This is a genomic window from Bosea vestrisii (assembly GCF_030144325.1).
Taxonomy (GTDB): domain Bacteria; phylum Pseudomonadota; class Alphaproteobacteria; order Rhizobiales; family Beijerinckiaceae; genus Allobosea; species Allobosea vestrisii_A.
Genome location: NZ_CP126307.1, coordinates 1,116,707 through 1,137,445, shown reverse-complemented (window position 1 = coordinate 1,137,445; position 20,739 = coordinate 1,116,707). Strand labels below are relative to the sequence as shown.

The window sequence follows — 20,739 nt, the reverse complement described above, 5'->3', positions numbered from 1 at the left end:
GAGATGCCGTATGACGCTGACGATCCGCCCTGCGCGGCCCGATGAGGCCGGGCTCGTGCTCGGCTTCGTGCGCGAACTCGCGGAGTACGAGAAGCTGCTGCATGAGGTCGAGGCCAACGAGGCCGATATGGCTGCGGCTCTTTTCGGTCCGGAGCCTAAGGTGTTCTGCGACATTGCCGAATGGGACGGCGCCCCGGCGGGATTCGCGATCTGGTTCTACACCTATTCGACCTTCACCGGTCGCCACGGCATCTGGCTCGAGGACCTCTATGTCCGGCCGGAGCACCGCGGCCGCGGTATCGGCAAGGGGCTGATGGTGCGCCTGGCGAAGCGCTGCCTTGACGAGGGGCTGTCGCGTTTCGCTTGGTGGGTGCTGAACTGGAACGAGCCGTCGCGGGTGTTCTACCGCTCGATCGGCGCGGTGGCGCAAAGCGAGTGGACCGTGAAACGGGTCGACGGCGAGGCGCTGCGCAAGCTCGCGATTGGAGGCTGAGCCGTGGCGAACCTACCAGTCGTCCTGATCGCGGCGATCGCCGAAAACGGCGTGATCGGCCGCGACAATCAGCTGATCTGGCGGCTGAAGACCGATCTGCGCCGGTTCCGTGAGCTGACAATGGGCTGCCCCATCATCATGGGGCGCAAGACCTACCTGTCGATCGGCAAGCCGCTGCCGGGGCGCCAGACCGTCGTGCTCTCGCGCGATCCGGCCTTCGGGCCGGACGGCGTCTATGTCGTGCCCTCGCTCGATCAGGCGCTCGCAACGTCGCAGGGGCTCGGCAAGGCGATGGGGGCGCGCGCTATCATCGTCGCGGGTGGCGGTGAGGTCTATGCCCAGGCGCTGCCGATCGCGGATCGGCTGGAATTGACCTTCGTCCACGCTCGTCCGGAGGGCGATGCGGTGTTCCCGGACTTCGACCGTGCGGCCTTCCGCGAGAGCGTCCGCAGCGAGCATCCGGCCGGTGCGGATGACGAATTTTCCTTCGCGTTCGCGACCTTCGAGCGGGCCTCCTGAGCCGCCGAATGGGGAGCTGCGACGAAGGGTCTACGACCAAAGGGGCTTGCGTCGTTGACGAATCCGTGGCCGATGCCCAATTCAACGCGCATTGCGCCGTCTGGCGCTGACAGCGTTCTGCCGTTCAGCTATGCACGGTCGAAGCAAAGAGTGAGGAACGGCTGAGGCATGCCTTGGAGTAACCAGAGCGGTGGGAGCGGCGGCAGCAGCGGCGGCGGTGGCGGCCCCTGGGGCCAGCGCGGTGGCGGCGGCAATGGTGGCGGCCCCTGGGGCGGCGGCGGGCCTTCGGGCGGCAACACACCGCCCGATCTCGAGGAGATCATCCGGCGCGGTCAGGACCGGCTCAAGAATTTCCTGCCGGGCGGCAATCTCGGGGGCGGGGCCTGGTCATCGGCGTCCTGCTGTTGATCTTCGTCTGGTTCATGACGGGCTGGTACATCGTTCGTCCGAACGAGGTCGGCCTCAATCTCCGCTTCGGGAAGTTTATCGGCAAGACCGGCGAAGGCCTCAACTACAACTGGCCCTATCCGATCGGCAGCGTGGTCAAGCCGCAGGTGACGAACGTCATCACCACCGAGGTCGGCTTCCGGACGGTCGAGTCGGTACGGGCCTCGCGCCAGACCGATGTCGCCGAGGAAAGCCTGATGCTGACCGGCGACGAGAACATCGTCGACATCGACGTGATCGTGCAGTGGCAGATCGATCCGGCCGCGCCCGAGAACTATGTCTTCAACATCCAGGACCCGCCGGGCACGGTGAAAGCCGTCGCCGAGAGCGCGATGCGCGAGATCATCGGCCGGCGCAACATCCAGCCGGTGCTGACGACCGATCGTGCCGCGATCGAGACCGAAGTGCGCCAGCTGATGCAGGACACGCTCAACACCTACCGTGCCGGCGTGCAGATCCGGCTGGTGCAGTTGCAGAAGGTCGATCCGCCGCAGCAGGTCATCGACGCGTTCCGCGACGTCCAGGCGGCGCGCGCCGACCAGGAACGCCTGCGCAACGAGGCGGAGACCTATGCCAACCGCGTCGTGCCGGAATCGCGCGGCCGGTCGGCGCAGCTCATCCAGTCGGCCGAAGCCTTCAAGGACCAGACCGTCAACGAGGCGCTCGGCCAGATCAGCCGCTTCAACTCGGTCTATGAGCAGTACAAGCTCGCGCCCGCCGTCACGCGCGAGCGGCTCTTCCTCGAAACCATGGAACGCGTCTTCGGTGGCATGGATAAGGTGATCCTCGACCAGAACGGCTCCGGCAACGGTGTCGTGCCCTACCTGCCGCTCGGCGAGCTCGGGCAGCAGCGCCGGCCGGCTGGCCAGGCTCAGCAGGGAGCGGTTCGATGAACGGCATCCTTCGCGTCGGCCTGCTGGCGATCATCGCCATCGCCGCTGTCGTCTTCTATGCCTGCACCTTCGTCGTCAGGCAGACCGACTCCGCCATCGTGCTGCGCTTCGGCGCGGTGCGCACCGTCACCACGACGCCGGGCCTCTACCTCAAGCTGCCGGCACCGTTCGAGCAGGTGGTCTTCCTCGACAACCGCATCCTCGACCTCGACCTGCCGGCGCAGGAGATCATCGCCTCGGATCAGAAGCGGCTCGTGATCGACGCTTTCACGCGCTACCGCATCTCCGATCCGCTGCGCTTCTACCAGGCGGTCAACAACATCCCGCGGGCGAATTCGCAGCTCGCTTCGGTCGTCAACGGTAATGTCCGCTCGGTTCTCGCCGAGGCGACGTTCACGTCGATGGTGCGTAACGATCGGTCGCGGCTGATGAACCGCATCCGCGACGACGTGAATCGCGAGGCTGCTCGCTTCGGCATGACCGTGGTCGACGTCCGGTTGCGCCGTGTCGACCTGCCGGCAGCCAACTCGCAGGCGGTGTTCCAGCGCATGCAGACCGAACGCCAACGCGAGGCGGCGGAAGCGCGCGCGCTCGGCGGCCAGCAGTCGCAGGAGATCCGGGCGAAGGCCGAGCGTGACGCGATCATCATCGTCGCCGAGGCGCAGCGGAAATCCGACGAGATCCGCGGCCAGGGCGAGGGCGAGCGCAATCGCATCTTTGCCGAGGGCTTCGGCAAAGATGCGGAGTTCTTCGCCTTCTACCGCTCGATGCAGGCCTATGAAGCCAGCCTGAAGTCCGGCGATACGCGCATGCTGCTGACGCCGGACTCGCCGTTCTTCCGCTTCTTCAACGATCCGTCCGGCAAACGCTCCGGCGCGGCAACCGATGCGGCCCCGGCCGCGCCCAAGCCCTGATCCATGACCGAGCGCTGCGTATGACAGATTTCCTCGCGGCGCTCGGTCTGGTCTTCGCCATCGAGGGATTGCTTTTCGCCTCTATCCCCGAGATCGCCAAGGAGGCGCTGCGCAGCGCCTCCGAGACTCCCGCCGAGCGAATGCGCCTGATCGGCATCGTCTCGGCCGTCGTCGGCGTCGGTCTGGTCTGGCTGGCCAGAAGCTGACCAGGCGCCTCAAAGCCATTTTTCGGACGATCACGGCGTTATGACGCAATCTTGCGTCGCCCTTCCGCCGCATTTTGGCGTTCTTAAGTTGCGTTCGGATTCCGGCTGCGCTGCAATGCCGTCAAGGCCGATCACTTGGCGCGACATCTCATGATCATGAGGACATCGATGGCACTCACACATTCCCATGCCTACCGTCTGGCGCGGGTCGCGGCTGTCGCCGGCATGGCCTTCGCGACGGTGCCCGCGTTCGGCCAGGCGACACCTGGGCCGGTCCAGGCCGTGCCGCAGGTCCATGGCACCACCATCTCGCTGGCCGATCTTGCCGAGCGGGTGATGCCGGCGGTGGTCAACATCGCCGCGGTGACGACCAGCGAGACCCGCGGCCGCAACCTGCCGCAACTGCCGCAGCTCGGCCCCGACACCCCGTTCGGCGACCTGTTCGAGGAATTCTTCAACCGCCGCGGCCGTGGCGGCGAACAGGGTCAGAACCAGCCGCCGCAGACACCCCAGCAGCGCCGGTCGCAATCAGCCGGCTCGGGCTTCGTGATCGACGCGTCGGGCCTCGTGGTGACCAACAACCACGTCATCGGCGATGCCAACGAGATCACTGTGGTGTTCAGTGATGGCCTGCGCCTCAAGGCCGAGGTCGTCGGCAAGGACACCAAGGTCGACCTGGCCGTGTTGCGGGTGAAGCACGACAAGCCGCTGCCCTTCGTGAGGTTCGGCGACTCCGACAAGGCGCGCATCGGCGATCCCGTCATGGCAATCGGCAACCCGTTCGGCCTCGGCGGCTCGGTCTCGTCGGGTATCGTCTCGGCCCGCAACCGCGACATCAACCAGGGTCCCTACGACACCTACATCCAGACCGATGCGGCCATCAACAAGGGCAATTCGGGCGGTCCGCTGTTCAACATGGCCGGCGAGGTGATCGGCATCAACACCGCGATCCTGTCGCCGACCGGCGGCTCGGTCGGCATCGGCTTTGCCGTACCGTCCTCGCTGGCGACCAACGTCGTCGATCAGCTCAAGGAATTCGGCGAGACCCGCCGCGGCTGGCTCGGCGTCCGCATCCAGAACGTCGATGACGCCACAGCGGAGGCGCTCGGCCTCGGCACGGCGCGCGGCGCGCTGATTGCCGGCATCGACGAGAAGGGCCCGGCCAAGCCGGCCGGCCTCGAGATCGGCGACGTGATCGTCAAGTTCGACGGCAAGGACGTGAAGGATTCGCGCGAGCTGCCGCGCATCGTCGCCGCCACTCCAGTTGGCAAGGACGTGCCGATTCAGGTCATGCGCAAGGGCAAGGAGCTCGCCAAGACGGTCAAGCTCGCCCGGCTCGAGGATGGCGAGAAGGTCCAGCAGGCCTCAGCCAACAAGCCGTCGGGCGAAGCTGCCAAGCCGGCGACCGCCTCGGCGCTCGGTCTCGAATTCTCGGCCCAGAACGAGGAGCTGCGCAAGCGCTACTCGATCAAGGACGGGCTGAAGGGCGTCGTCATCACCAAGGTCGACAGCAACTCGAACGCCGCCGACAAGCGCATCCTCGTCGGCGAGCTCGTGGTCGAGGTCGGCCAGGAGGCGGTGAACTCGCCCGAGGACGTCACCAAGCGGCTCGATGCCCTGAAGAAGGAGGGCAAGAAGTCGGCCCTGCTGCTGGTCTCGAACGCCCAGGGCGAAGTCCGCTTCGTCGCGGTGACGATGAGCTGACCGCTCCTCATCGATGGATCAACGAAAAGGCGGCTTCCGGGCCGCCTTTTTGTTGTCGCTGATCGGGGTCATCAGGTTTTTGCGTTGGAACCGCGGTCACGGCTCCGACATGGTTCCGGACCCAATCAAAGAGGCGTCCCATGCGGATCAGCGACATTCCCTTCGGCACGACCGACTGGTCTTCCGTCGAGCCGGAGCATTTCCCCGGAGAGGAGGGCGAGGCGACCTGGCGCACTCGGCGCTTCGGACCGGCGGAGAATCCGATCCGCGTCAGGATGGTCGAGTACTCGGCGGGCTATGTCTCGGACCACTGGTGCGAGAAGGGGCACATCCTGCTCTGCCTCGACGGCGAGCTCGAGACGACGCTGGCAGATGGCCGGGTCATGCTGCTGCGGGCTGGCATGAGCTATCAGGTCGCCGACAATGCGGAGCCGCACCGCTCGCGCGCGCCAAAGGGCGCGCGGCTTTTCATCGTCGATTGAGTTTCAGGACCTGACGATCTCGTCGCCGCGATAGCCCTGCGCGTAGAGCAAAGCGGTGAGGTCGGCATGGTCGAGGCGGGCATCGGCCGCGGCTGCGACCGCCGGCTTGGCGCGATAGGCGACGCCGAGCCCGGCCTCGCCCAGCATGGCGAGATCGTTGGCGCCGTCACCGACGGCGAGCGTCGCCTCGTCCGGCAGGCCGAAACGGGTGCGCAACTCGACCAGCGTATCGAGCTTGGCCTGCTTGCCGAGGATCGGCTCGGCGACCAGCCCCGAGAGCAGGGCGCCTTCGCCGAGCAGGATATTGGAGCGGTGCTCGTCGAAGCCGATCGTCCGGCTGATCGGGCCGGTGAAAACGGTGAAGCCGCCCGAGACCAGGGCCGTGTAGCCGCCATGGGCCCGCATGGTGCGCACCAGAGCGCTGCCGCCCGGTGTCAGCGTGATGCTCTTGGCGATGATCTCGTCGACGACGCCGAGCGCGATCCCTTTCAGCAGCGCGACGCGCTCGCGCAATGCCGGCTCGAATTCGAGCTCGCCGCGCATGGCGCGTTCAGTGATGCCGGAAACCTTCTCTTTCAGGCCGACATAGGCGGCGAGCTCGTCGATGCATTCCTGGCCGATCATGGTGGAATCCATGTCGGCGAGGAACAGGCGCTTGCGGCGCGTCGCAGCGGGCTGGACGATGATGTCGACCAGGGCGCCATCGAGCGCCAGCCGCAGCGCCGCTTCGAGCTTGCGCGCATCGTCCGCTTCCGCGAAGAGGTCGGCCGCGATCTCGCCGTCGAGGCGCTCGACCGTCGCCGGAGCGGGCGCGGCAGCGCGCAGGCGGGCGAGCAGCGCATCGCCCAGCAGGGCCTGACCATGGGCGGAGACGAAGGTGGCGACGAGCGTCATGAAGGAGCCGGAAGCGAAGTGAAATACAGCGCGGTGCTCATCGCAGGTCCGACCGCGAGCGGCAAGTCGGCGCTTGCCGTCGCGCTGGCGCGCCGTTTCGGCGGCGTCGTGGTCAATACGGACTCGATGCAGGTCTATCGCGACCTCCAGGTCATCACGGCGCGGCCGACGCCGGCGGAGATGGGCGAGGTCCCGCACCGGCTCTATGGGCACATCGATGGCGCGGTGAACCATTCGGCCGCGGCCTATGCGGCGGAGGTCACGGCGCTGCTGCAGGAACTCGCAGGTCAGGGTGCCCTGCCGGTGCTGGTCGGCGGCACCGGGCTCTACTTCAAGGCGCTGACCGAGGGGCTTTCTGAGATCCCGCCGGTGCCGGACGAAGTCCGTGCAGAGTTTCGAGCCTGGGCGGCGGAGCGCGAGACCGGCGAGCTGCATGCCGAGCTTGCCCTAAAGGATTCGGAGATGGCGGCACGCCTGCGGCCGAGCGATCGGCTGCGGGTGATGCGGGCGCTGGAGGTGTTGCAGGCGACAGGCCGATCGCTGGCGAGCTTCCAGGGTTCGAGGCGGCCGGGGCCATTGTCGGGACAGGACCTGCTCAAGCTGTTCCTCGCGCCGGAGCGGGAGCTGGTGCGCACCCGGATCGACCGGCGCTTCGATGCGATGATGGCGCAAGGCGCGCTCGACGAGGTCGCGGTCTTGCGCGAGCGGAGGCTCGATCCGCTGCTGCCGGTGATGCGTGCCCATGGCGTGCCGGGGTTGATCGCCTATCTCGACGGCCGGCTTTCGCTGGACGAGGCAGTCGCACGCGGCAAGGCCGATACCCGCGCCTACGCGAAGCGGCAGGTGACCTGGTTCCGCCACCAGATGGAAGGCTGGACGGCGGCGTCGCCGGAGGCGGCGCTGGATGTGGCGCTGTCTGCCTGCTCCGGGGGCGCCTGGATTGCCGGCTCTAATCCCGCTTGACCATGCGGCGCTGCTCGTTTAGCGTCCGGCAACTTTCGCTTCGACAGGGCTGCGACATGCGCAAGCTTATTATCGTACAGGTGCGCTGGTAGGGGCCGGTTTAACAACCGGGCGTCCCCGACGCCAGCGCACGCCCAGGCCCCTCGAGGGCCTTTTTTATTGCCTTTTTCCGACCGACACCGACAGACAGACCTCCGTAGGAGACCGTTATGAGCGAGATGATGACCGGCGCCGAGATGGTCGTTCGCGCCCTCCAGGACCAGGGCGTGGAGCATCTCTTCGGCTATCCCGGCGGCGCCGTACTGCCGATCTACGACGCGATCTTCCAGCAGGACAAGGTCAAGCACGTGCTCGTCCGCCACGAGCAGGGCGCCGTCCACGCCGCCGAGGGCTATGCCCGCTCGGCGCCGGGCAAGGTCGGCTGCGTGCTCGTCACCTCCGGCCCCGGCGCGACCAATGCCGTCACCGGCCTGACCGACGCGCTGCTCGACTCGATCCCGCTCGTCGTCATCACCGGCCAGGTCCCGACGCATCTGATCGGCTCGGACGCCTTCCAGGAATGCGACACGGTCGGCATCACCCGCTCCTGCACCAAGCACAACTACCTGGTGAAGAGCATCGCCGATCTGCCGCGCGTTCTGCACGAGGCCTTCTATGTCGCGGCCAATGGCCGTCCCGGACCGGTCGTGATCGACGTGCCCAAGGACATCCAGTTCGCGACCGGCGCCTATAGCCGCCCGCGCGACAACCAGCACAAGACCTATCGGCCGGTGGTCAAGGGCGACCTCAACAAGATCAAGGCCGCGGTCGAGTTGATCGCCAAGGCGAAGAAGCCGGTGTTCTACACCGGCGGCGGCGTCATCAACGCCGGCCCGCATGCCTCGGCGCTGCTGCGGGAACTGGCGCGGCTGACCGGCTATCCGGTGACCTCGACCCTGATGGGGCTCGGCGCCTTCCCGGCCGCCGACAGGCAGTGGCTGGGCATGCTCGGCATGCACGGCACCTACGAGGCGAATCTGGCGATGCATGACTGTGACGTCATGATCAATATCGGTGCGCGCTTCGACGACCGGATCACCGGCCGGCTCGATGCCTTTTCGCCGCACTCGAAGAAGATCCACATCGACATCGACCCGTCCTCGATCAACAAGAACGTCAAGGTCGACATCGGCATCATCGGCGACTGCGCCCATGTGCTCGAGGACATGGTCCGGATCTGGCGCGAGACCTCGCCGCAGATCGACAAGACCGCGCTCACCGCCTGGTGGACGCAGATCGATGGTTGGCGGGCGCGGAACAGCCTCGGCTACAAGCAGTCCGGCTCGGTGATCAAGCCGCAATATGCGCTCGAGAGGCTCTATGAACTGACCAAGGACCGCAACACCTACTTCACCACCGAAGTCGGCCAGCACCAGATGTGGGCGGCGCAGTATCTGCGCTTCCAGGAACCGAACCGCTGGATGACGTCGGGCGGCCTGGGGACGATGGGTTACGGCCTGCCGGCGGCGATCGGCGTGCAGATGAAGCACCGCGACGCGCTCGTTATCGACGTCGCCGGCGAGGCTTCGATCCTGATGAACATGCAGGAGATGTCGACGGCGGTGCAGTACCGGCTGCCGGTCAAGGTCTTCATCCTCAACAACGAGTACATGGGCATGGTGCGCCAATGGCAGGAACTGCTGCATGGCGGGCGCTATTCGGAGAGCTACTCGGCCTCGCTGCCGGACTTCGTCAAATTGGCGGAGGCCTATGGCGGCCACGGCATCCGCTGCTCCGATCCGGCCGATCTCGACCGCGCCATCATGGAGATGATCGAAACGCCGGGCCCAGTGATCTTCGACTGCCTGGTGGCGAAGGAAGAGAACTGCTTCCCGATGATCCCGTCGGGCAAGGCGCATAACGAGATGATCCTGCCCGATTTCGAGGGCGATACCGGCGAGATCATCGACGCCAAGGGCAAGCAGCTGGTTTGATTGGGCACCGTCATGCTCGGGCCTGACCCGAGCATCTCAGGAGGAGTGAGGCGCCAGCCGGCGCCTTCTCGTCCTGAGATTCTCGGGTCTGCGCTTCGCTTCGCCCGAGAATGACGGCTTCGGCATAGGGGAACCGCATGGCGACCATCGGCCTGATCGGCGGAATGAGCTGGGAATCGACGGCAGTCTATTACCGGCTGCTGAACGAGGGCGTGCGGGCGCGCCAGGGCGGGCTGCATTCGGCCGATGTCCTGCTGCACTCGATCGACTTCTCGGCGATCGCCGAGATGCAGGCGAAGGGCGACTGGGACCGCGCCGGGGCGGCGATGGCGGCGAGCGCACGCCGGCTCGAGCAGGGCGGGGCAGTCTGCATCGTGCTGGCCACCAACACCATGCACAAGCTCGCCGATCACATCACCCAGGCGACGAACCTGCCCTTCCTGCATCTCGCCGACGTCACCGCCAAGGCGATCCGCAAGAGCACATCGCGCCGACCGTTGCTGCTGGCGACACGCTTCACCATGGAGCAGCGCTTTTATCGCGACGGGCTCGGCGCCTTCGGCGTCGAGGCGCTGGTGCCGGACGAGGCGGAGCGGGCCGACGTCCACCGCATCATCTATGAGGAGCTCTGCCGCGGGCAGGTGCTGCCGGCCTCGAAGGCGCGCTATCGCGAGATCGTCGCAAGGGCGGCGCGGGAGGAGGGCGCCGACGGCGTCATCCTCGGCTGCACCGAGATCGGGCTGTTGGTCTCGGAGGCCGATTTCGAGCTGCCGGTCTTCGACACCACGGCGCTCCATGTCGAGGCGGCGCTCGACTTCACCCTGGCGATGGAGCAGGCGGCGTGAAGCTGATCATCGCCAACAAGACCCATTCCTCCTGGTCGCTGCGGCCTTGGCTGGTGCTGGCCGAGTTCGGCATTCCGTTCGAGGAGGTGCTGGTGCCGTTCGGGCCGACTTTCGACGATCCGGAGTGGAAGCGCGCCGTTGCCGAGTACACGCCCGCCCGCAAGGTTCCCTCGCTCGTCGACGGGGCGATCGCGGTCTGGGATTCGATCGCCATCATCGAATATCTCGCCGATAAGCATCCCGAGCTGCCGATCTGGCCGCGCGATCCGGCGGCGCGGGCGCTGGCACGCTCGATTTCGGCCGAAATGCACTCCAGCTTCACCGCCTTGCGCGGCGCCTGCCCGATGAACCTCGCCTGGGTGCACCCGGCGCGCGATCGCGGTGAGGCGGTCGCGGCCGATATCGCCCGCGTCACCGAGATCTGGCATGATGCGCGGCAGCGTTTCGGGGCAGACGGGCCTTTCCTGTTCGGGGAGTTCAGTGCGGCCGATGCGATGTTCGCGCCAGTGGCCAGCCGCTTCACCACCTATTCGATCGCGCTCGATCCTGTCAGCGCCGCCTATGTCGAGACCGTACAGGGCACTGCCGGCTTCCACGCCTGGCGCGAGGCCGCGCTGGCCGAGCCCTGGATCGTATCCGAGGACGAGGTCGACGAACCTGTCCTGATCGATTTTCGCCCAAATCTCAGCCGCAGCAAGGCCCAGCGATGAACACGACGCATTACCCGACCGCCCCGACCGCCCAGCCGATCGCCCGCCACACCCTGGCGGTGATCGTCGACAACGAGCCGGGCGTTCTCGCCCGCATCGCCGGCCTGTTTTCCGGCCGCGGCTACAACATCGAGAGCCTCACCGTCTCCGAGACCGAGCACGAGAAGCACCTCTCGCGCATCACCGTCGTCACCTCCGGTACGGCGAATGTGATCGACCAGATCAAGGCGCATCTCGACCGGCTGGTGCCGGTGCATCGCGTCGTCGATCTGACCCTGCAGGGCGAGGCGATCGAGCGCGAGCTCTGCCTGCTCAAGGTCGTCGGCAAGGGCGACTATCGTCTCGAGGCGATGAGGCTCGCCGCCGCCTTCGGCGCGCGCACGCTCGATGCGACGCTGACCTCCTTCGTCTTCGAGCTCACCGGCGCGACCGAGGAGATCGAGCGTTTCATCAAGCTGATGACGGTGGTCGGCCTCACCGAGGTTTCGCGCACCGGCATCGCGGCGATGAGCCGCGGCCCGGAGGCGATGTAGGTCGGTAGGCTGGTTGCGACATGAGTCGCAGCCACGCGATCGCGATCATCGGGTGCGGAACCGCCGGTCTTGCGGCGGCGCTGCTACTCGAACGCGCCGGCCACATTGTCACGCTGGTCGAGCGTTTCAGCGAGCCGCAGCCGCTCGGCTCCGGCCTGATCTTGCAGCCGAGCGGGCTCGCCGTGCTGGATGCGCTCGGGCTTGCTGCGCCGCTGATCGCTGCGGGCAGCCGGATCGACCGGTTGTTCGGGCTGAATGCGGTCACGGGCTCGGTCGTGCTCGACGTGCGCTATGCCGCGCTGAAGCGCGAACGCTTCGGCGTCGGCATCCACCGCGCTGCGCTGTTCGAGATGCTGTTTACCGCCGTGCAGCGGCAACCCATCGCGATCGAGACCGGGGTCGAGATCGTCGATGTCGAGGCGGGCGGCGACGGCAAGGCCTCGCTGCTTGCGGCGAGCGGCCACCGCATCGGCCCGTTCGATCTCGTCGTCGACGCCTCAGGCACGCGCTCAGCCCTGCTCGGCCATGCCGTTCGGCCGGTGGTGAGCGTGCCGTTGAGCTATGGCGCGCTCTGGGCCAATGTCCCGCTTGGCGAAACCGGCTTCGACCGCCATGCGCTCGAACAGCGCTATCGGCGCGCCAGTGTCATGGTCGGAGTTTTGCCGATCGGACGTCATGGCGCAGAGCCGGAGCCGCAGGCGGCACTGTTCTGGAGCCTGAAGACTGACGCGCTCGAAGCCTGGCGCAGTGTCGGGCTGGCCGCCTGGAAAGACGAGGTCGAGCGGACCTGGCCGGCGACCGCGCCGCTGCTCGCCCAGATCGCCGATCCCGAGCAACTGAGCTTCGCGAGCTATCGCCACCAGACGCTGCCGCAACCTGTCGGTCGGCGGCTCGCCTTCATTGGCGATGCCGCCCATTCGACCAGTCCGCAGCTGGGGCAGGGGGCGAACATGGCCCTGCTCGATGCCCATGCTTTGGCCGTGGCGCTCGACGATACTGCCGACCTTGACGCTGCATTGTCCCGCTATGCCGAGCTGCGCCGCTGGCACATTCGGCTTTATCAGGCGGCAAGCCGGATGTTCACGCCGTTCTACCAGTCGGACAGCGCCGTGCTGCCGCTGATCCGCGACAAGGTAGTGCCGCCTTTGGCGCGATTGCCGGGCATCGACCGGATGCTGGCGCTGCTGGTGGCTGGCCTGGTCGGCAATCCGCTGCGAAGGCTGGGGTTGAAGGAACCTGCGATTGCTGGTGAAAGCGATCGCCCGGCACTCACCGGAGAGGGGGTAGAGCGGTGACGATCGGACTGAATGAAATCTCGCTCGGCCTTGGCCTCCTCGGCTTCTCCTGCTTCGCCTGGCCGATTTATCAACGCCTGTCGGGCAAGATCGCGGCCGAGCCGCTCGGCTCGGGTAAAAGCCTGCGCTCGCCACTGTGGTGGATAGGCTTCGTGTTGACCGTTGCGGCGATCTTCCTGCAGCGCATCGCGGCGCAGCAGGCGGCAGGCGGCTGAGGCACGGCAGCGTGCCTCTTGATCGCCTGCGGTAATCGGCGGCAAATGCGCGGCATGATCCCTTGCGCGTGAGCGGGCGATGTCGGTTCATCTCGAAATCCGCAGCTATCGCGGTGGCGACCGCCACCGCCACGACTACAGCCAGATTCTGCTGCCGATGCAGGGCGCGATGCGGCTCGATGTCGAAGGACATTGCAGCGTCGTCTCGAGCCAGTGCGTCGCGATCATCCCGCGCGATCACGAGCACGATTTCGAGCCGACGGCGGATTGCAGCATGCTCATCCTCGATGTCGAGGCGTCGGCCTTCGCCGGCGAGGCGGCGCCTGCCCTGCTGCGCGATGCACTGCCGTCGCTGACGCGGATCGAGCCCTGGCTATGGCGGATGTTCCGCCAGCTCGGCGCCGAGGTTGAAGTCGGCGCCTGTCGAGCCGATGATGCCGCCCACATGGCTCTGGCCGGGCTGCAGCTGGTTGTGCCACGCGCCATGCCCCGGCCGCTGTCGCGCGCGGAAAGCCGCGTCATCGACCTTGCTCGCGATGGTGGGGCGGGGAGCGTCGCCGAGATGGCGCGGACGGCCGGCCTCGGACAGAGCCGGTTTCATGCCCTGTTCCGGGCGACAACCGGGCAGTCGCCAAAGCAATCGCAACTGACCCGGTTGTTCGACGAGGCTGCCGAGCAACTGGCCATGACAGCACTGTCGGTCTCCGAGATCGCCTATGGCCTCGGCTATCAGAACGCCTCGTCCTTCAACCGGCAGTTCAAGCGACGCTTCGGTCTGACCCCATCGGAGTTCCGCGCTGCGAGCCGGAGCGGTGGCCGGGGCTGAATCCGGAAGCGCAGTTCCGGTCAAGTCGTTCGGAGTTTCGCCTCATCACGGCTGTGCCCGCGTTCGCTATGGTCCTGCCATGCAACCCGACATGGACGAGGCTTTCCCCCGATGAAACTCACCGATTTCAAGGTTCTGACCTTCGACTGCTACGGCACGCTGATCGACTGGGAGACCGGGATCTGGAACGCGTTGCAGCCGCTCATAAGCGCCGGCCGGCTCAAGCTCGATCGGGAAGAGGCGTTGGCGCGCTTCGGCCGGATCGAGAGCGAGCTGGAAGAGGCGGGACCGTCGCTGCGCTATTCGACGCTCCTCGCCGCAGTGCATGCGCGCCTGGCCAAGGACCTCGGTGTCTCCATCCATGCCGATCTGAACGAGCGCTTCGGCGGCTCGGTGCCGGATTGGCCGGCCTTCCCGGACTCGGCCGAGGCGCTTGCCTATCTCAAGCGGCACTACAGGCTGGTGATCCTCTCCAATGTCGACCGCACGAGCTTTGCGGCCAGCAACCGCAAGCTCGGCGTGACCTTCGATGCGATCTATACCGCCGAGGACGTCGGCTCCTACAAACCCGATCCGCGCAACTTCGCCTATCTGCTGGCGCATCTTGAGGCCGATCTCGGCCTCAAGGCCGGCGAGGTGCTACACACGGCGCAGAGCCTCTTCCATGACCATGTCCCGGCGGAGCGGGCCGGGCTGGCGCGGGCCTGGATCGACCGGCGCTTCGGCATGGCAGGCGGTGGTGCGACGCAGATCCCCGCGAACCAGCCGAAGGTCGACTTCCACTTCAAGAGCATGGCCGAGCTGGCCGAGGCTCATCGGAAAGCGGTCGGCAGCTGATCAGCCGCTGAAGCCGCCGCCTTCGAGGAAGCGCTGCTCCTCGGTCGAGCTCTGCCGGCCGAGGACGGCGTTGCGGTGCGGGAAGCGGCCGAAATCGCGGATGATGTCGCGGTGGATGACCGCGTACTTGACCGAGTCGTCATCGCCCGAGGCCTCGCTCAGGGCGACGCAGCGCTCCTGGTCGGCGAGATCCTCGGAGTGCATGAAGGGCATGTAGAGGAAGCGCCGCTCGGGATTGTCGAAGGCCTCGTCGAAGCCGCGCGCGATCGCGCGGCCGGCGACTTCGCGCGCGAGCGGGTCGGCCGCGAAGGCGTGGGCCGAACCGCGATGGAGGTTGCGCGGGAACTGGTCGAGCAGGATCAGCAGCGCGTAGACGCTCTCCGGCGTCTCCTCCCACTCCGAGAGCTCGCCCCGCGCGGCCGCATCGACCAGCGGTCGGAAGCGGCTGGAAATCACGGTGTCGAAGGCATCGTCCTTGGCGAACCATTTGTCCGGGCCGGCCTTGCGCCAGAAGGCGAGGACCTCGGCGGCGGCAGGCGGGGTAGGCTGTGTCATGGCAGGCTCCGGATCGGCACTCTCTCGGGGAAGATATAGGTGCCCTGACGGCGTGCGGGCGATGAATTTTCTCCCGCGCACCCTTGCGCCCCGGCAAGTCGTGCGGTAGATGCCAGAACCGTAACGTACGGTACTCTCGGATCGATGAGCGAACCCGCAACCCATAGCCAAGGCGAAGCGCTGAGCGAGCGGCAGCAGGCCGTGCTCGATGCCGTGCTGGCGCTGATGGTGGAGCAGGGCGACCAGCTCACCATGACGGCCGTCGCCCGGCGCGCCAGCTGCTCGAAGGAGACGCTGTACAAATGGTTCGGCGATCGCGACGGGCTGCTGACCGCGACCGTGCAATGGCAGGCGTCGAAGGTCCGGGCCGATAATTACGATCGCCAGGCGCTCGATGCGGCGACGCTGCGCAAGAGCCTGCGCGATTTCGCCGAGAACTGGCTCTCCGTGATCACGAGCCAGACCTCGATTGCGCTCAATCGCGCTGCCATCGGCCACGCCGCCTCGGGCAAGAGCAATCTCGGCGGCATCGTACTGGCGAACGGGCGTTTCGCCATTGGCGAGCGCTTGAAGCCGGTTCTGGAGGCTGGTCGCGCCGCCGGACTTCTCAGCTTCGACGACGCCGAGACGGCGTTCCGTACCTTTTTCGGCCTGGTCGGCCGCGACGTCCAGATCAGGCTGCTGCTGGGCGATGCGCTCGTCTCCGGTAAGGCCGAAATCCAGCGCGACGCGGCGCGCGCCACCGACCAGTTCCTCGCACTTCACGGGCGGCCGAACGCTGCACCGAAAGCCTGAAGCCCAGAATTCAACCCAAGGAAGGACGCATCCAATGCGCGTTTATTACGATCGCGACGCCGACATCAACCTGATCAAGGGCAAGAAGGTCTGCATCGTCGGCTACGGCTCGCAGGGCCATGCCCATGCGCTCAACCTGCGCGATTCCGGCGTCAAGGACGTCATCATCGCCCTGAAGGCCGGCTCGGCCACCCGCAAGAAGGCTGAAGAGGCCGGCTTCAAGGTCATGACCCCGTCCGAGGCCGCCAAGGTCTCCGACATCATGATGATGCTGACCCCGGACGAGCTGCAGGGCGACATCTATCGCGACGAGTTGCACGGCAACATGAAGGAGGGCGCCGCCCTTCTGTTCGCGCACGGCCTCAACGTCCATTTCAACCTGATCGAGCCGCGCAAGGACCTCGACGTGCTGATGGTCGCCCCGAAGGGCCCGGGCCACACCGTCCGCTCCGAGTATCAGCGCGGCGGCGGCGTGCCGACCCTGATCGCGATCCACCAGGACGCGACCGGCAACGCCCATGACCTCGGCCTCTCCTACGCTTCGGCCAATGGCGGCGGCCGCGCCGGTATCATCGAGACGACCTTCAAGGAAGAGTGCGAGACCGATCTGTTCGGCGAGCAGGTCGTGCTCTGCGGCGGTCTGGTCGAGCTGATCAAGGCCGGCTACGAGACGCTGACCGAGGCCGGCTATGCCCCCGAGATGGCCTATTTCGAGTGCCTGCACGAGGTGAAGCTGATCGTCGACCTGATCTACGAGGGCGGCATCGCCAATATGAACTATTCGATCTCGAACACCGCCGAGTTCGGCGAGTACGTCACCGGCCCGCGCATCATCACCGCCGAGACCAAGGCCGAGATGAAGCGCGTGCTGACCGACATCCAGTCGGGCAAGTTCACCCGCGACTGGATGCTGGAGAACAAGGTCAACCAGACCTCGTTCAAGGCGACCCGCGCCCGCTATGCCGCCCATCCGATCGAGGAAGTCGGCGCCAAGCTGCGCGACATGATGCCCTGGATCAAGGCCAAGGCGCTGGTCGATAAGACCAAGAACTGAGGAGCGTTCCCCACTTCGCACGCGGATTCATCACCCTGCGAAGCTGATTCCGGAACCGCTGCCAACCACTTGAAAATGAATGGAACGGGCGCCCGCAAGGGCGCCCGTTTCGCATTGCCGGAGGCCGCGATGGGAACCGCTTTCCGCGGCGGGCGTTTATGCTCCAGTCGATATCTGCAGGAGCGTACGATGACCCATCAGGACGAGCTGAGACACAGGGCGATCGAACGGCTGCATCAGCGCCATGCGCGTCAGGGTCTGGCGGATGTGGCGAAGCCAGCGTCGTGGAACGATCAGCTCCCGGTCCTGCTGCTGAGCGGTTTTCTAGCGGTCACCTTGCTAGCGAGCATCCTGATGCGGGCTATCGGCGGCTGATACGGCTCACAACGAGCGGGAGGCGACGATGCAAGACGACGTCAGGGAGCGCGAGGCGCGCATTCCGGAGAAGGGTGGCGAGCCGATTCCGCCGATGCGGGCGGATGTCCATTCAAACGCTGATCCGGCTGTCGAGACCCCGGTGGAGGCCAGGCAAGGCTTCCTCGATCGGCCCGTGCTGGTCGTCCTGGTCGCCGGGTTGGCGCTCGCATTGGTTGGTTGGGGCGTCGCCGCGATGTTGGCCTACTGAGCCTGCCGCGACCTAACCACGACGACTGAATTCAACGACAAAAAAGACCAAGCTGAACAGATGGAGGCGATGATGACACCGATCCGATCGATGCCTGCGTCCCAGGGTTTTCAGTTCAAGATCGCGCATCTGGCGCTTGGCGCCTCTTTCGCCCTGCTGACAATGGTTATCTTCGGCCTGCTGTAATCCTCCGCGGCGTCAACCGGCGCCGCGAAAGGCAGGCATGTCGCAGTTCTCGGTAAGCAAGCTGCTCGACAGCGAGATCGTGTTGGTGCGCGATATCGTCTGTTCCGGCGAGTGCCGGCATCGCAGCGGCGAGGAATGCGCGCATGCGACCCATCTCGTCTTCCCCTATCGCGGCGTCTTCGTACGCCATGTCGGGCGCGAGGACGTGGTCGCGGAGAGCAACCAGGTCCTGTTCTTCAATCCGCATGAGGGCTACCAGGTCAGCCACCCCGTTCCGGGCGGTGATGCCTGTCTCGATCTGCGGTTTGGTGAGGACGCTCTCCACGAGCTCGTGCCGGCCGAGCTGCTGCGGGAGGGCACGAGCTCCTTCCTGACGCAGCACCGTCGAATCGATCCGCGTGCGCAAGTGCTCGTCGCCTTGCTGCGGCACAGCCTGCAGCGCGGCGTCGCCGAACCGCTCGAAGCGGAGAAGGTGGCGCTGACCCTGGTGCGGAGGGCGCTGGGCGAACGGACCTCGCATGCGGCCGGGGCCTCCATCGGTCGGCGCAAGCTGGTCGACCGGGCGAAGCTCACGATGGCCTCCGATCTCGCCCGGCGCTGGACGCTGGCCGAGATCGCGCGCGAGGTCGGGGTCTCGCCGGTTTACCTCACCCAGGTCTTCGCCCAGGTGGAGGCCGTGCCGCTCTACCGCTATCAGTTGCGGCTGCGGCTGGCGCGGGCACTCGACTTGCTGGGCGAGTATGACGACCTGACCCAGCTTGGGCTCGAACTCGGCTTCTCCAGCCACAGCCATTTCAGCGCGGCCTTCCGGCAGGCCTATGGCCGCACGCCGGCGGAGTTCCAGCGCTCGCTCAATCTCCGCTGACAGAAGCTGTCACTGATCGCGAAAGATTCTGACAGCAGCTGTCAGCCCGAAGGCGTTCTCTGTCGTCATCACAACGACGGAGACAGGTCATGATCAGCTTCATCATCGGATCGGCCAAGCCCGTGCTCGCGGCGGTCGATGTTCTCGGGCGGCTTCTTGACGGGATCAGCCACTGGCTGCAATCGCGCCGCGACTATCGCACCCTCTGCGACATGACCGAGCGCGACCTGCGCGATCTCGGTTTGCGCGACAGCGATCTGCGCGACGCGACGGCCGCTCCATTCTTCGGCGACCCGACCGCGATCATCTCGCTACGCGCCGAGGAGCGGCGCGGCCTGGCGGGTGGGGAAAACGTCGACGAGGTCCTGCGCGGCTTGAGCGCGGGAGCGCCGGCTCGGCAGGCGCGGATCGCTAAAGAATCCGACAGCGCCAGCACGTGTCGGGTGGTCTTTCTCAGGGCGGCCGAATGAGCGGCCCTGAGATGGAGACATGCCATGAGTGGAACTTGTGCAGCCTGCGATTGCGAGCTCGACGAGAACCCGATCAAGGTCACGGTCGGTGGCAATGCGGTCGAGGTCTGCTGCGACGACTGCGCCCAGGCGCTGCGGGAGGCGGATGCTTCGCAGGCGCAGGGCAACGGCAGCTAGCCTGCTGCAAAACGAAAGAGCCGGCCGCGGGAAGCGGCCGGCTCGTCTATTTTTTGATCGGGTTCAGAAGGTAACGTGGTCCTTGATGTCGGCTTCGACATTCGAGGGCAGCACGCTGCGCTTCACCAGATCGTCGAAGTTCTTGAACTTCGCCTTGGCGCGCTCCTCGACGATCTTCTTGGAGCGAGCCTCGCCGATGCCCTTGAGCTGCTCGAGCTCGCTGGCGCTGGCGGTGTTGATGTTGACCTTCTTGGCCTGGGCCTGGGTGGCGGCAGGTGCGGCAGGCTTTGCTGCGGGAGCGGCCGGCGTGGTCACGGGCGCGGCCGGCTTGGCCGGGGTCGTTGGCTGGGTCGCGGTCTGCGCGAAGGCCGGGCCGGCGGCGAGAGCAAGCGCAGCGAGGCTGATGGCGAAACGAGACATGGTCATGATCTCGACTCCTGTAAGTCGTGCCCGGTGGAGCTGGAGCGCGGATGCCGGGCCGTCCGCGCCGCCGCGCCGGTGGTGAACCGGAGGATCCGGTCTCGACGCGATGGCCGGACTTTCGGCCTGCGAGCCTGAACGCGATCTGAGGTGAGCGTTCAGCTGGCGTTGTGCTTTCCGCCGGGTTTTCGCCGCGATTGGCTAGATTGCCGTGCGTCCGAACGGACGCGAAAAAAGCGATCTATCTATTGGTTGTCGCATCGGATTTTTCCGAAAAGTGGAATCCACTTTTCGGTCCGATGCCGGTGCTATTTGCCGGTGAACTGCATCATGTACTCGGAGAAGCGCCCGGCGCCGTAGATCAGGCCGAAGCCCCAGGCAAAGGAGGCGGCGAAGTTCGCCAGCTGGAAGGGCCAGAACGGCATCTTCACGATGCCGGCGACGAGCGCGATCACCGCCCGGATCGGCCCGAAGAAATGACCGATGGCGACGCCGAGCACGCCCCATTTCTCGAAGAAGTCGTGTCCGCGCTGGAGCAAAGCGGGATTGTTGCGCAACGGCCAGTGATCGCCGACGCGAGGGCCGAGGACGAGGCCGATCCAGTAGGAGAGCCAGAAGCCGGAGGCCGCGCCGAGCGCCGCTGCGAGCGAGAGCGGCACGAGATTGAGGCCGGAGGCGCCGGCGATTGCGCCAAAGGCTGTGAAGAAGACGGTCGCCGGGACCAACCAGGAGAGGATCGCGACGCATTCGGCGAAGGCGATGAGGAAGACGATCGGCGCCGCCCAATATTGGTTGTTGCGCATGAACGCGACGAGCTCGTGCATCCATTGCTCAAGCGGGGGG

At 66.3% G+C, this 20,739-nt stretch carries 26 protein-coding genes and 1 pseudogene; 23 read left to right on the top strand and 4 right to left on the bottom strand.

Annotated elements, in window-relative coordinates:
• Nucleotides 1–10: 10 nt before the first annotated feature.
• From QO058_RS05550 to QO058_RS05520, 7 genes and pseudogenes are all read left to right on the top strand, one after another.
• Complete coding sequence (locus QO058_RS05550; RefSeq protein WP_284170911.1) at nucleotides 11–493, top strand: GNAT family N-acetyltransferase; 483 nt, start codon at nucleotides 11–13, stop codon at nucleotides 491–493.
• A 3-nt stretch (nucleotides 494–496) separates the two neighbouring features.
• The gene (locus QO058_RS05545; protein WP_284170909.1) at nucleotides 497–1,012 is read left to right on the top strand and encodes a dihydrofolate reductase; all 516 of its coding nucleotides are present in this window, start codon (nucleotides 497–499) and stop codon (nucleotides 1,010–1,012) included.
• 168 nt (nucleotides 1,013–1,180) lie between these two features.
• Nucleotides 1,181–2,352: pseudogene (hflK, locus tag QO058_RS05540) on the top strand (FtsH protease activity modulator HflK).
• Nucleotides 2,349–3,266, top strand: coding sequence for a protease modulator HflC (gene hflC, locus QO058_RS05535; RefSeq protein ID WP_284170908.1), 918 nt, complete (start codon nucleotides 2,349–2,351; stop codon nucleotides 3,264–3,266). The pseudogene hflK and the gene hflC overlap by 4 nt, the downstream one beginning before the upstream one ends.
• A gap of 20 nt (nucleotides 3,267–3,286) precedes the next feature.
• Complete coding sequence (locus QO058_RS05530; protein ID WP_057190973.1) at nucleotides 3,287–3,472, top strand: DUF2065 domain-containing protein; 186 nt, start codon at nucleotides 3,287–3,289, stop codon at nucleotides 3,470–3,472.
• Nucleotides 3,473–3,640: 168 nt separating this feature from the next.
• Nucleotides 3,641–5,176, top strand: coding sequence for a Do family serine endopeptidase (locus tag QO058_RS05525; RefSeq protein ID WP_284170905.1), 1,536 nt, complete (start codon nucleotides 3,641–3,643; stop codon nucleotides 5,174–5,176).
• 140 nt (nucleotides 5,177–5,316) lie between these two features.
• Nucleotides 5,317–5,658: a DHCW motif cupin fold protein gene (locus tag QO058_RS05520; protein ID WP_284170904.1), complete on the top strand. Its 342-nt coding sequence runs from the start codon at nucleotides 5,317–5,319 to the stop codon at nucleotides 5,656–5,658.
• Between the two features lie 3 nt (nucleotides 5,659–5,661).
• Here the strand turns inward: QO058_RS05520 and serB are convergent, their stop codons facing one another.
• Nucleotides 5,662–6,552, bottom strand: coding sequence for a phosphoserine phosphatase SerB (serB, locus tag QO058_RS05515; RefSeq protein WP_284170902.1), 891 nt, complete (start codon nucleotides 6,550–6,552; stop codon nucleotides 5,662–5,664).
• On the opposite strand from serB, the gene miaA reads away from it, so the two are divergent.
• From miaA to QO058_RS05470, 9 genes are all read left to right on the top strand, one after another.
• A complete protein-coding gene (miaA, locus tag QO058_RS05510) occupies nucleotides 6,520–7,515 on the top strand; it encodes a tRNA (adenosine(37)-N6)-dimethylallyltransferase MiaA (protein WP_284170900.1) in 996 nt (331 codons plus the stop codon). The two genes, serB and miaA, sit on opposite strands and share 33 nt — an antisense overlap.
• Before the next feature lie 209 nt (nucleotides 7,516–7,724).
• The gene (locus QO058_RS05505; RefSeq protein WP_284170898.1) at nucleotides 7,725–9,488 is read left to right on the top strand and encodes an acetolactate synthase 3 large subunit; all 1,764 of its coding nucleotides are present in this window, start codon (nucleotides 7,725–7,727) and stop codon (nucleotides 9,486–9,488) included.
• Nucleotides 9,489–9,625: 137 nt separating this feature from the next.
• Nucleotides 9,626–10,333: an aspartate/glutamate racemase family protein gene (locus tag QO058_RS05500; protein ID WP_284170896.1), complete on the top strand. Its 708-nt coding sequence runs from the start codon at nucleotides 9,626–9,628 to the stop codon at nucleotides 10,331–10,333.
• On the top strand, nucleotides 10,330–11,043 hold the full coding sequence (locus tag QO058_RS05495; RefSeq protein ID WP_284170895.1) for a glutathione S-transferase family protein: 714 nt from the start codon (nucleotides 10,330–10,332) through the stop codon (nucleotides 11,041–11,043). Before QO058_RS05500 ends, QO058_RS05495 begins: the two co-directional genes overlap by 4 nt.
• Entirely contained in the window at nucleotides 11,040–11,576 is a 537-nt protein-coding gene (gene ilvN / locus QO058_RS05490; RefSeq protein ID WP_284170894.1) for an acetolactate synthase small subunit, read from the top strand. The genes QO058_RS05495 and ilvN overlap by 4 nt, the downstream gene beginning before the upstream one ends.
• A 20-nt stretch (nucleotides 11,577–11,596) precedes the next feature.
• Nucleotides 11,597–12,871 carry an FAD-dependent oxidoreductase gene (locus QO058_RS05485; RefSeq protein WP_284170893.1) on the top strand — a complete coding sequence of 425 codons (1,275 nt, stop codon included), beginning with the start codon at nucleotides 11,597–11,599 and terminating at the stop codon, nucleotides 12,869–12,871.
• A complete protein-coding gene (locus QO058_RS05480; protein WP_284170891.1) occupies nucleotides 12,868–13,086 on the top strand; it encodes a hypothetical protein in 219 nt (72 codons plus the stop codon). The genes QO058_RS05485 and QO058_RS05480 overlap by 4 nt, the downstream gene beginning before the upstream one ends.
• Nucleotides 13,087–13,165: 79 nt before the next feature.
• Nucleotides 13,166–13,912 (top strand): helix-turn-helix domain-containing protein, encoded by a 747-nt coding sequence (locus QO058_RS05475; protein WP_284170889.1) that lies wholly within the window; start codon nucleotides 13,166–13,168, stop codon nucleotides 13,910–13,912.
• Nucleotides 13,913–14,023: 111 nt separating this feature from the next.
• Entirely contained in the window at nucleotides 14,024–14,749 is a 726-nt protein-coding gene (locus QO058_RS05470; RefSeq protein ID WP_284170887.1) for a haloacid dehalogenase type II, read from the top strand.
• Here QO058_RS05470 and QO058_RS05465 read toward each other — a convergent pair whose 3' ends face one another.
• Nucleotides 14,750–15,304, bottom strand: a complete 555-nt coding sequence (locus tag QO058_RS05465; protein WP_284170886.1) for a DUF924 family protein — start codon at nucleotides 15,302–15,304, stop codon at nucleotides 14,750–14,752.
• A 144-nt stretch (nucleotides 15,305–15,448) separates the two neighbouring features.
• Here QO058_RS05465 and QO058_RS05460 point away from each other — a divergent pair, with 144 nt between their 5' ends.
• From QO058_RS05460 to QO058_RS05430, 7 genes are all read left to right on the top strand, one after another.
• On the top strand, nucleotides 15,449–16,099 hold the full coding sequence (locus tag QO058_RS05460) for a TetR/AcrR family transcriptional regulator C-terminal domain-containing protein (protein WP_284170884.1): 651 nt from the start codon (nucleotides 15,449–15,451) through the stop codon (nucleotides 16,097–16,099).
• A gap of 34 nt (nucleotides 16,100–16,133) precedes the next feature.
• Nucleotides 16,134–17,153, top strand: coding sequence for a ketol-acid reductoisomerase (ilvC, locus tag QO058_RS05455; RefSeq protein WP_126109832.1), 1,020 nt, complete (start codon nucleotides 16,134–16,136; stop codon nucleotides 17,151–17,153).
• Between the two features lie 189 nt (nucleotides 17,154–17,342).
• Nucleotides 17,343–17,528, top strand: a complete 186-nt coding sequence (locus tag QO058_RS05450) for a hypothetical protein (protein WP_284170879.1) — start codon at nucleotides 17,343–17,345, stop codon at nucleotides 17,526–17,528.
• A 28-nt stretch (nucleotides 17,529–17,556) separates the two neighbouring features.
• A complete protein-coding gene (locus tag QO058_RS05445; RefSeq protein WP_284170878.1) occupies nucleotides 17,557–17,778 on the top strand; it encodes a hypothetical protein in 222 nt (73 codons plus the stop codon).
• A gap of 223 nt (nucleotides 17,779–18,001) precedes the next feature.
• Entirely contained in the window at nucleotides 18,002–18,829 is an 828-nt protein-coding gene (locus QO058_RS05440) for a helix-turn-helix transcriptional regulator (RefSeq protein WP_284170877.1), read from the top strand.
• Nucleotides 18,830–18,918: 89 nt separating this feature from the next.
• A complete protein-coding gene (locus QO058_RS05435; RefSeq protein WP_284170875.1) occupies nucleotides 18,919–19,299 on the top strand; it encodes a DUF1127 domain-containing protein in 381 nt (126 codons plus the stop codon).
• 24 nt (nucleotides 19,300–19,323) lie between these two features.
• Entirely contained in the window at nucleotides 19,324–19,476 is a 153-nt protein-coding gene (locus QO058_RS05430; protein ID WP_284170873.1) for a hypothetical protein, read from the top strand.
• A 63-nt stretch (nucleotides 19,477–19,539) separates the two neighbouring features.
• Here QO058_RS05430 and QO058_RS05425 read toward each other — a convergent pair whose 3' ends face one another.
• Together QO058_RS05425 and QO058_RS05420 are read right to left on the bottom strand one after the other, a co-directional pair.
• The gene (locus QO058_RS05425) at nucleotides 19,540–19,902 is read right to left on the bottom strand and encodes a ComEA family DNA-binding protein (RefSeq protein WP_284170870.1); all 363 of its coding nucleotides are present in this window, start codon (nucleotides 19,900–19,902) and stop codon (nucleotides 19,540–19,542) included.
• Between the two features lie 302 nt (nucleotides 19,903–20,204).
• Nucleotides 20,205–20,720, bottom strand: coding sequence for a DedA family protein (locus QO058_RS05420; RefSeq protein ID WP_284170867.1), 516 nt, complete (start codon nucleotides 20,718–20,720; stop codon nucleotides 20,205–20,207).
• Between the last annotated feature and the right edge of the window lie 19 nt (nucleotides 20,721–20,739).

What these genes read in the sequence shown, in the direction of transcription:
- QO058_RS05550 (WP_284170911.1), top strand. Translation starts at nt 11, where the DNA reads ATGACGCTGACGATCCGCCCTGCGCGGCCCGATGAGGCCGGGCTCGTG.
- hflC (WP_284170908.1), top strand. Translation starts at nt 2,349, where the DNA reads ATGAACGGCATCCTTCGCGTCGGCCTGCTGGCGATCATCGCCATCGCC.
- QO058_RS05530 (WP_057190973.1), top strand. Translation starts at nt 3,287, where the DNA reads ATGACAGATTTCCTCGCGGCGCTCGGTCTGGTCTTCGCCATCGAGGGA.
- QO058_RS05525 (WP_284170905.1), top strand. Translation starts at nt 3,641, where the DNA reads ATGGCACTCACACATTCCCATGCCTACCGTCTGGCGCGGGTCGCGGCT.
- QO058_RS05520 (WP_284170904.1), top strand. Translation starts at nt 5,317, where the DNA reads ATGCGGATCAGCGACATTCCCTTCGGCACGACCGACTGGTCTTCCGTC.
- miaA (WP_284170900.1), top strand. Translation starts at nt 6,520, where the DNA reads ATGGGCGGAGACGAAGGTGGCGACGAGCGTCATGAAGGAGCCGGAAGC.
- serB (WP_284170902.1), bottom strand. Translation starts at nt 6,552, where the DNA reads ATGACGCTCGTCGCCACCTTCGTCTCCGCCCATGGTCAGGCCCTGCTG.
- QO058_RS05505 (WP_284170898.1), top strand. Translation starts at nt 7,725, where the DNA reads ATGAGCGAGATGATGACCGGCGCCGAGATGGTCGTTCGCGCCCTCCAG.
- QO058_RS05500 (WP_284170896.1), top strand. Translation starts at nt 9,626, where the DNA reads ATGGCGACCATCGGCCTGATCGGCGGAATGAGCTGGGAATCGACGGCA.
- ilvN (WP_284170894.1), top strand. Translation starts at nt 11,040, where the DNA reads ATGAACACGACGCATTACCCGACCGCCCCGACCGCCCAGCCGATCGCC.
- QO058_RS05485 (WP_284170893.1), top strand. Translation starts at nt 11,597, where the DNA reads ATGAGTCGCAGCCACGCGATCGCGATCATCGGGTGCGGAACCGCCGGT.
- QO058_RS05475 (WP_284170889.1), top strand. Translation starts at nt 13,166, where the DNA reads ATGTCGGTTCATCTCGAAATCCGCAGCTATCGCGGTGGCGACCGCCAC.
- QO058_RS05470 (WP_284170887.1), top strand. Translation starts at nt 14,024, where the DNA reads ATGAAACTCACCGATTTCAAGGTTCTGACCTTCGACTGCTACGGCACG.
- QO058_RS05465 (WP_284170886.1), bottom strand. Translation starts at nt 15,304, where the DNA reads ATGACACAGCCTACCCCGCCTGCCGCCGCCGAGGTCCTCGCCTTCTGG.
- QO058_RS05460 (WP_284170884.1), top strand. Translation starts at nt 15,449, where the DNA reads ATGAGCGAACCCGCAACCCATAGCCAAGGCGAAGCGCTGAGCGAGCGG.
- ilvC (WP_126109832.1), top strand. Translation starts at nt 16,134, where the DNA reads ATGCGCGTTTATTACGATCGCGACGCCGACATCAACCTGATCAAGGGC.
- QO058_RS05450 (WP_284170879.1), top strand. Translation starts at nt 17,343, where the DNA reads ATGACCCATCAGGACGAGCTGAGACACAGGGCGATCGAACGGCTGCAT.
- QO058_RS05445 (WP_284170878.1), top strand. Translation starts at nt 17,557, where the DNA reads ATGCAAGACGACGTCAGGGAGCGCGAGGCGCGCATTCCGGAGAAGGGT.
- QO058_RS05440 (WP_284170877.1), top strand. Translation starts at nt 18,002, where the DNA reads ATGTCGCAGTTCTCGGTAAGCAAGCTGCTCGACAGCGAGATCGTGTTG.
- QO058_RS05435 (WP_284170875.1), top strand. Translation starts at nt 18,919, where the DNA reads ATGATCAGCTTCATCATCGGATCGGCCAAGCCCGTGCTCGCGGCGGTC.
- QO058_RS05430 (WP_284170873.1), top strand. Translation starts at nt 19,324, where the DNA reads ATGAGTGGAACTTGTGCAGCCTGCGATTGCGAGCTCGACGAGAACCCG.
- QO058_RS05425 (WP_284170870.1), bottom strand. Translation starts at nt 19,902, where the DNA reads ATGACCATGTCTCGTTTCGCCATCAGCCTCGCTGCGCTTGCTCTCGCC.
- QO058_RS05420 (WP_284170867.1), bottom strand. Translation starts at nt 20,720, where the DNA reads ATGCACGAGCTCGTCGCGTTCATGCGCAACAACCAATATTGGGCGGCG.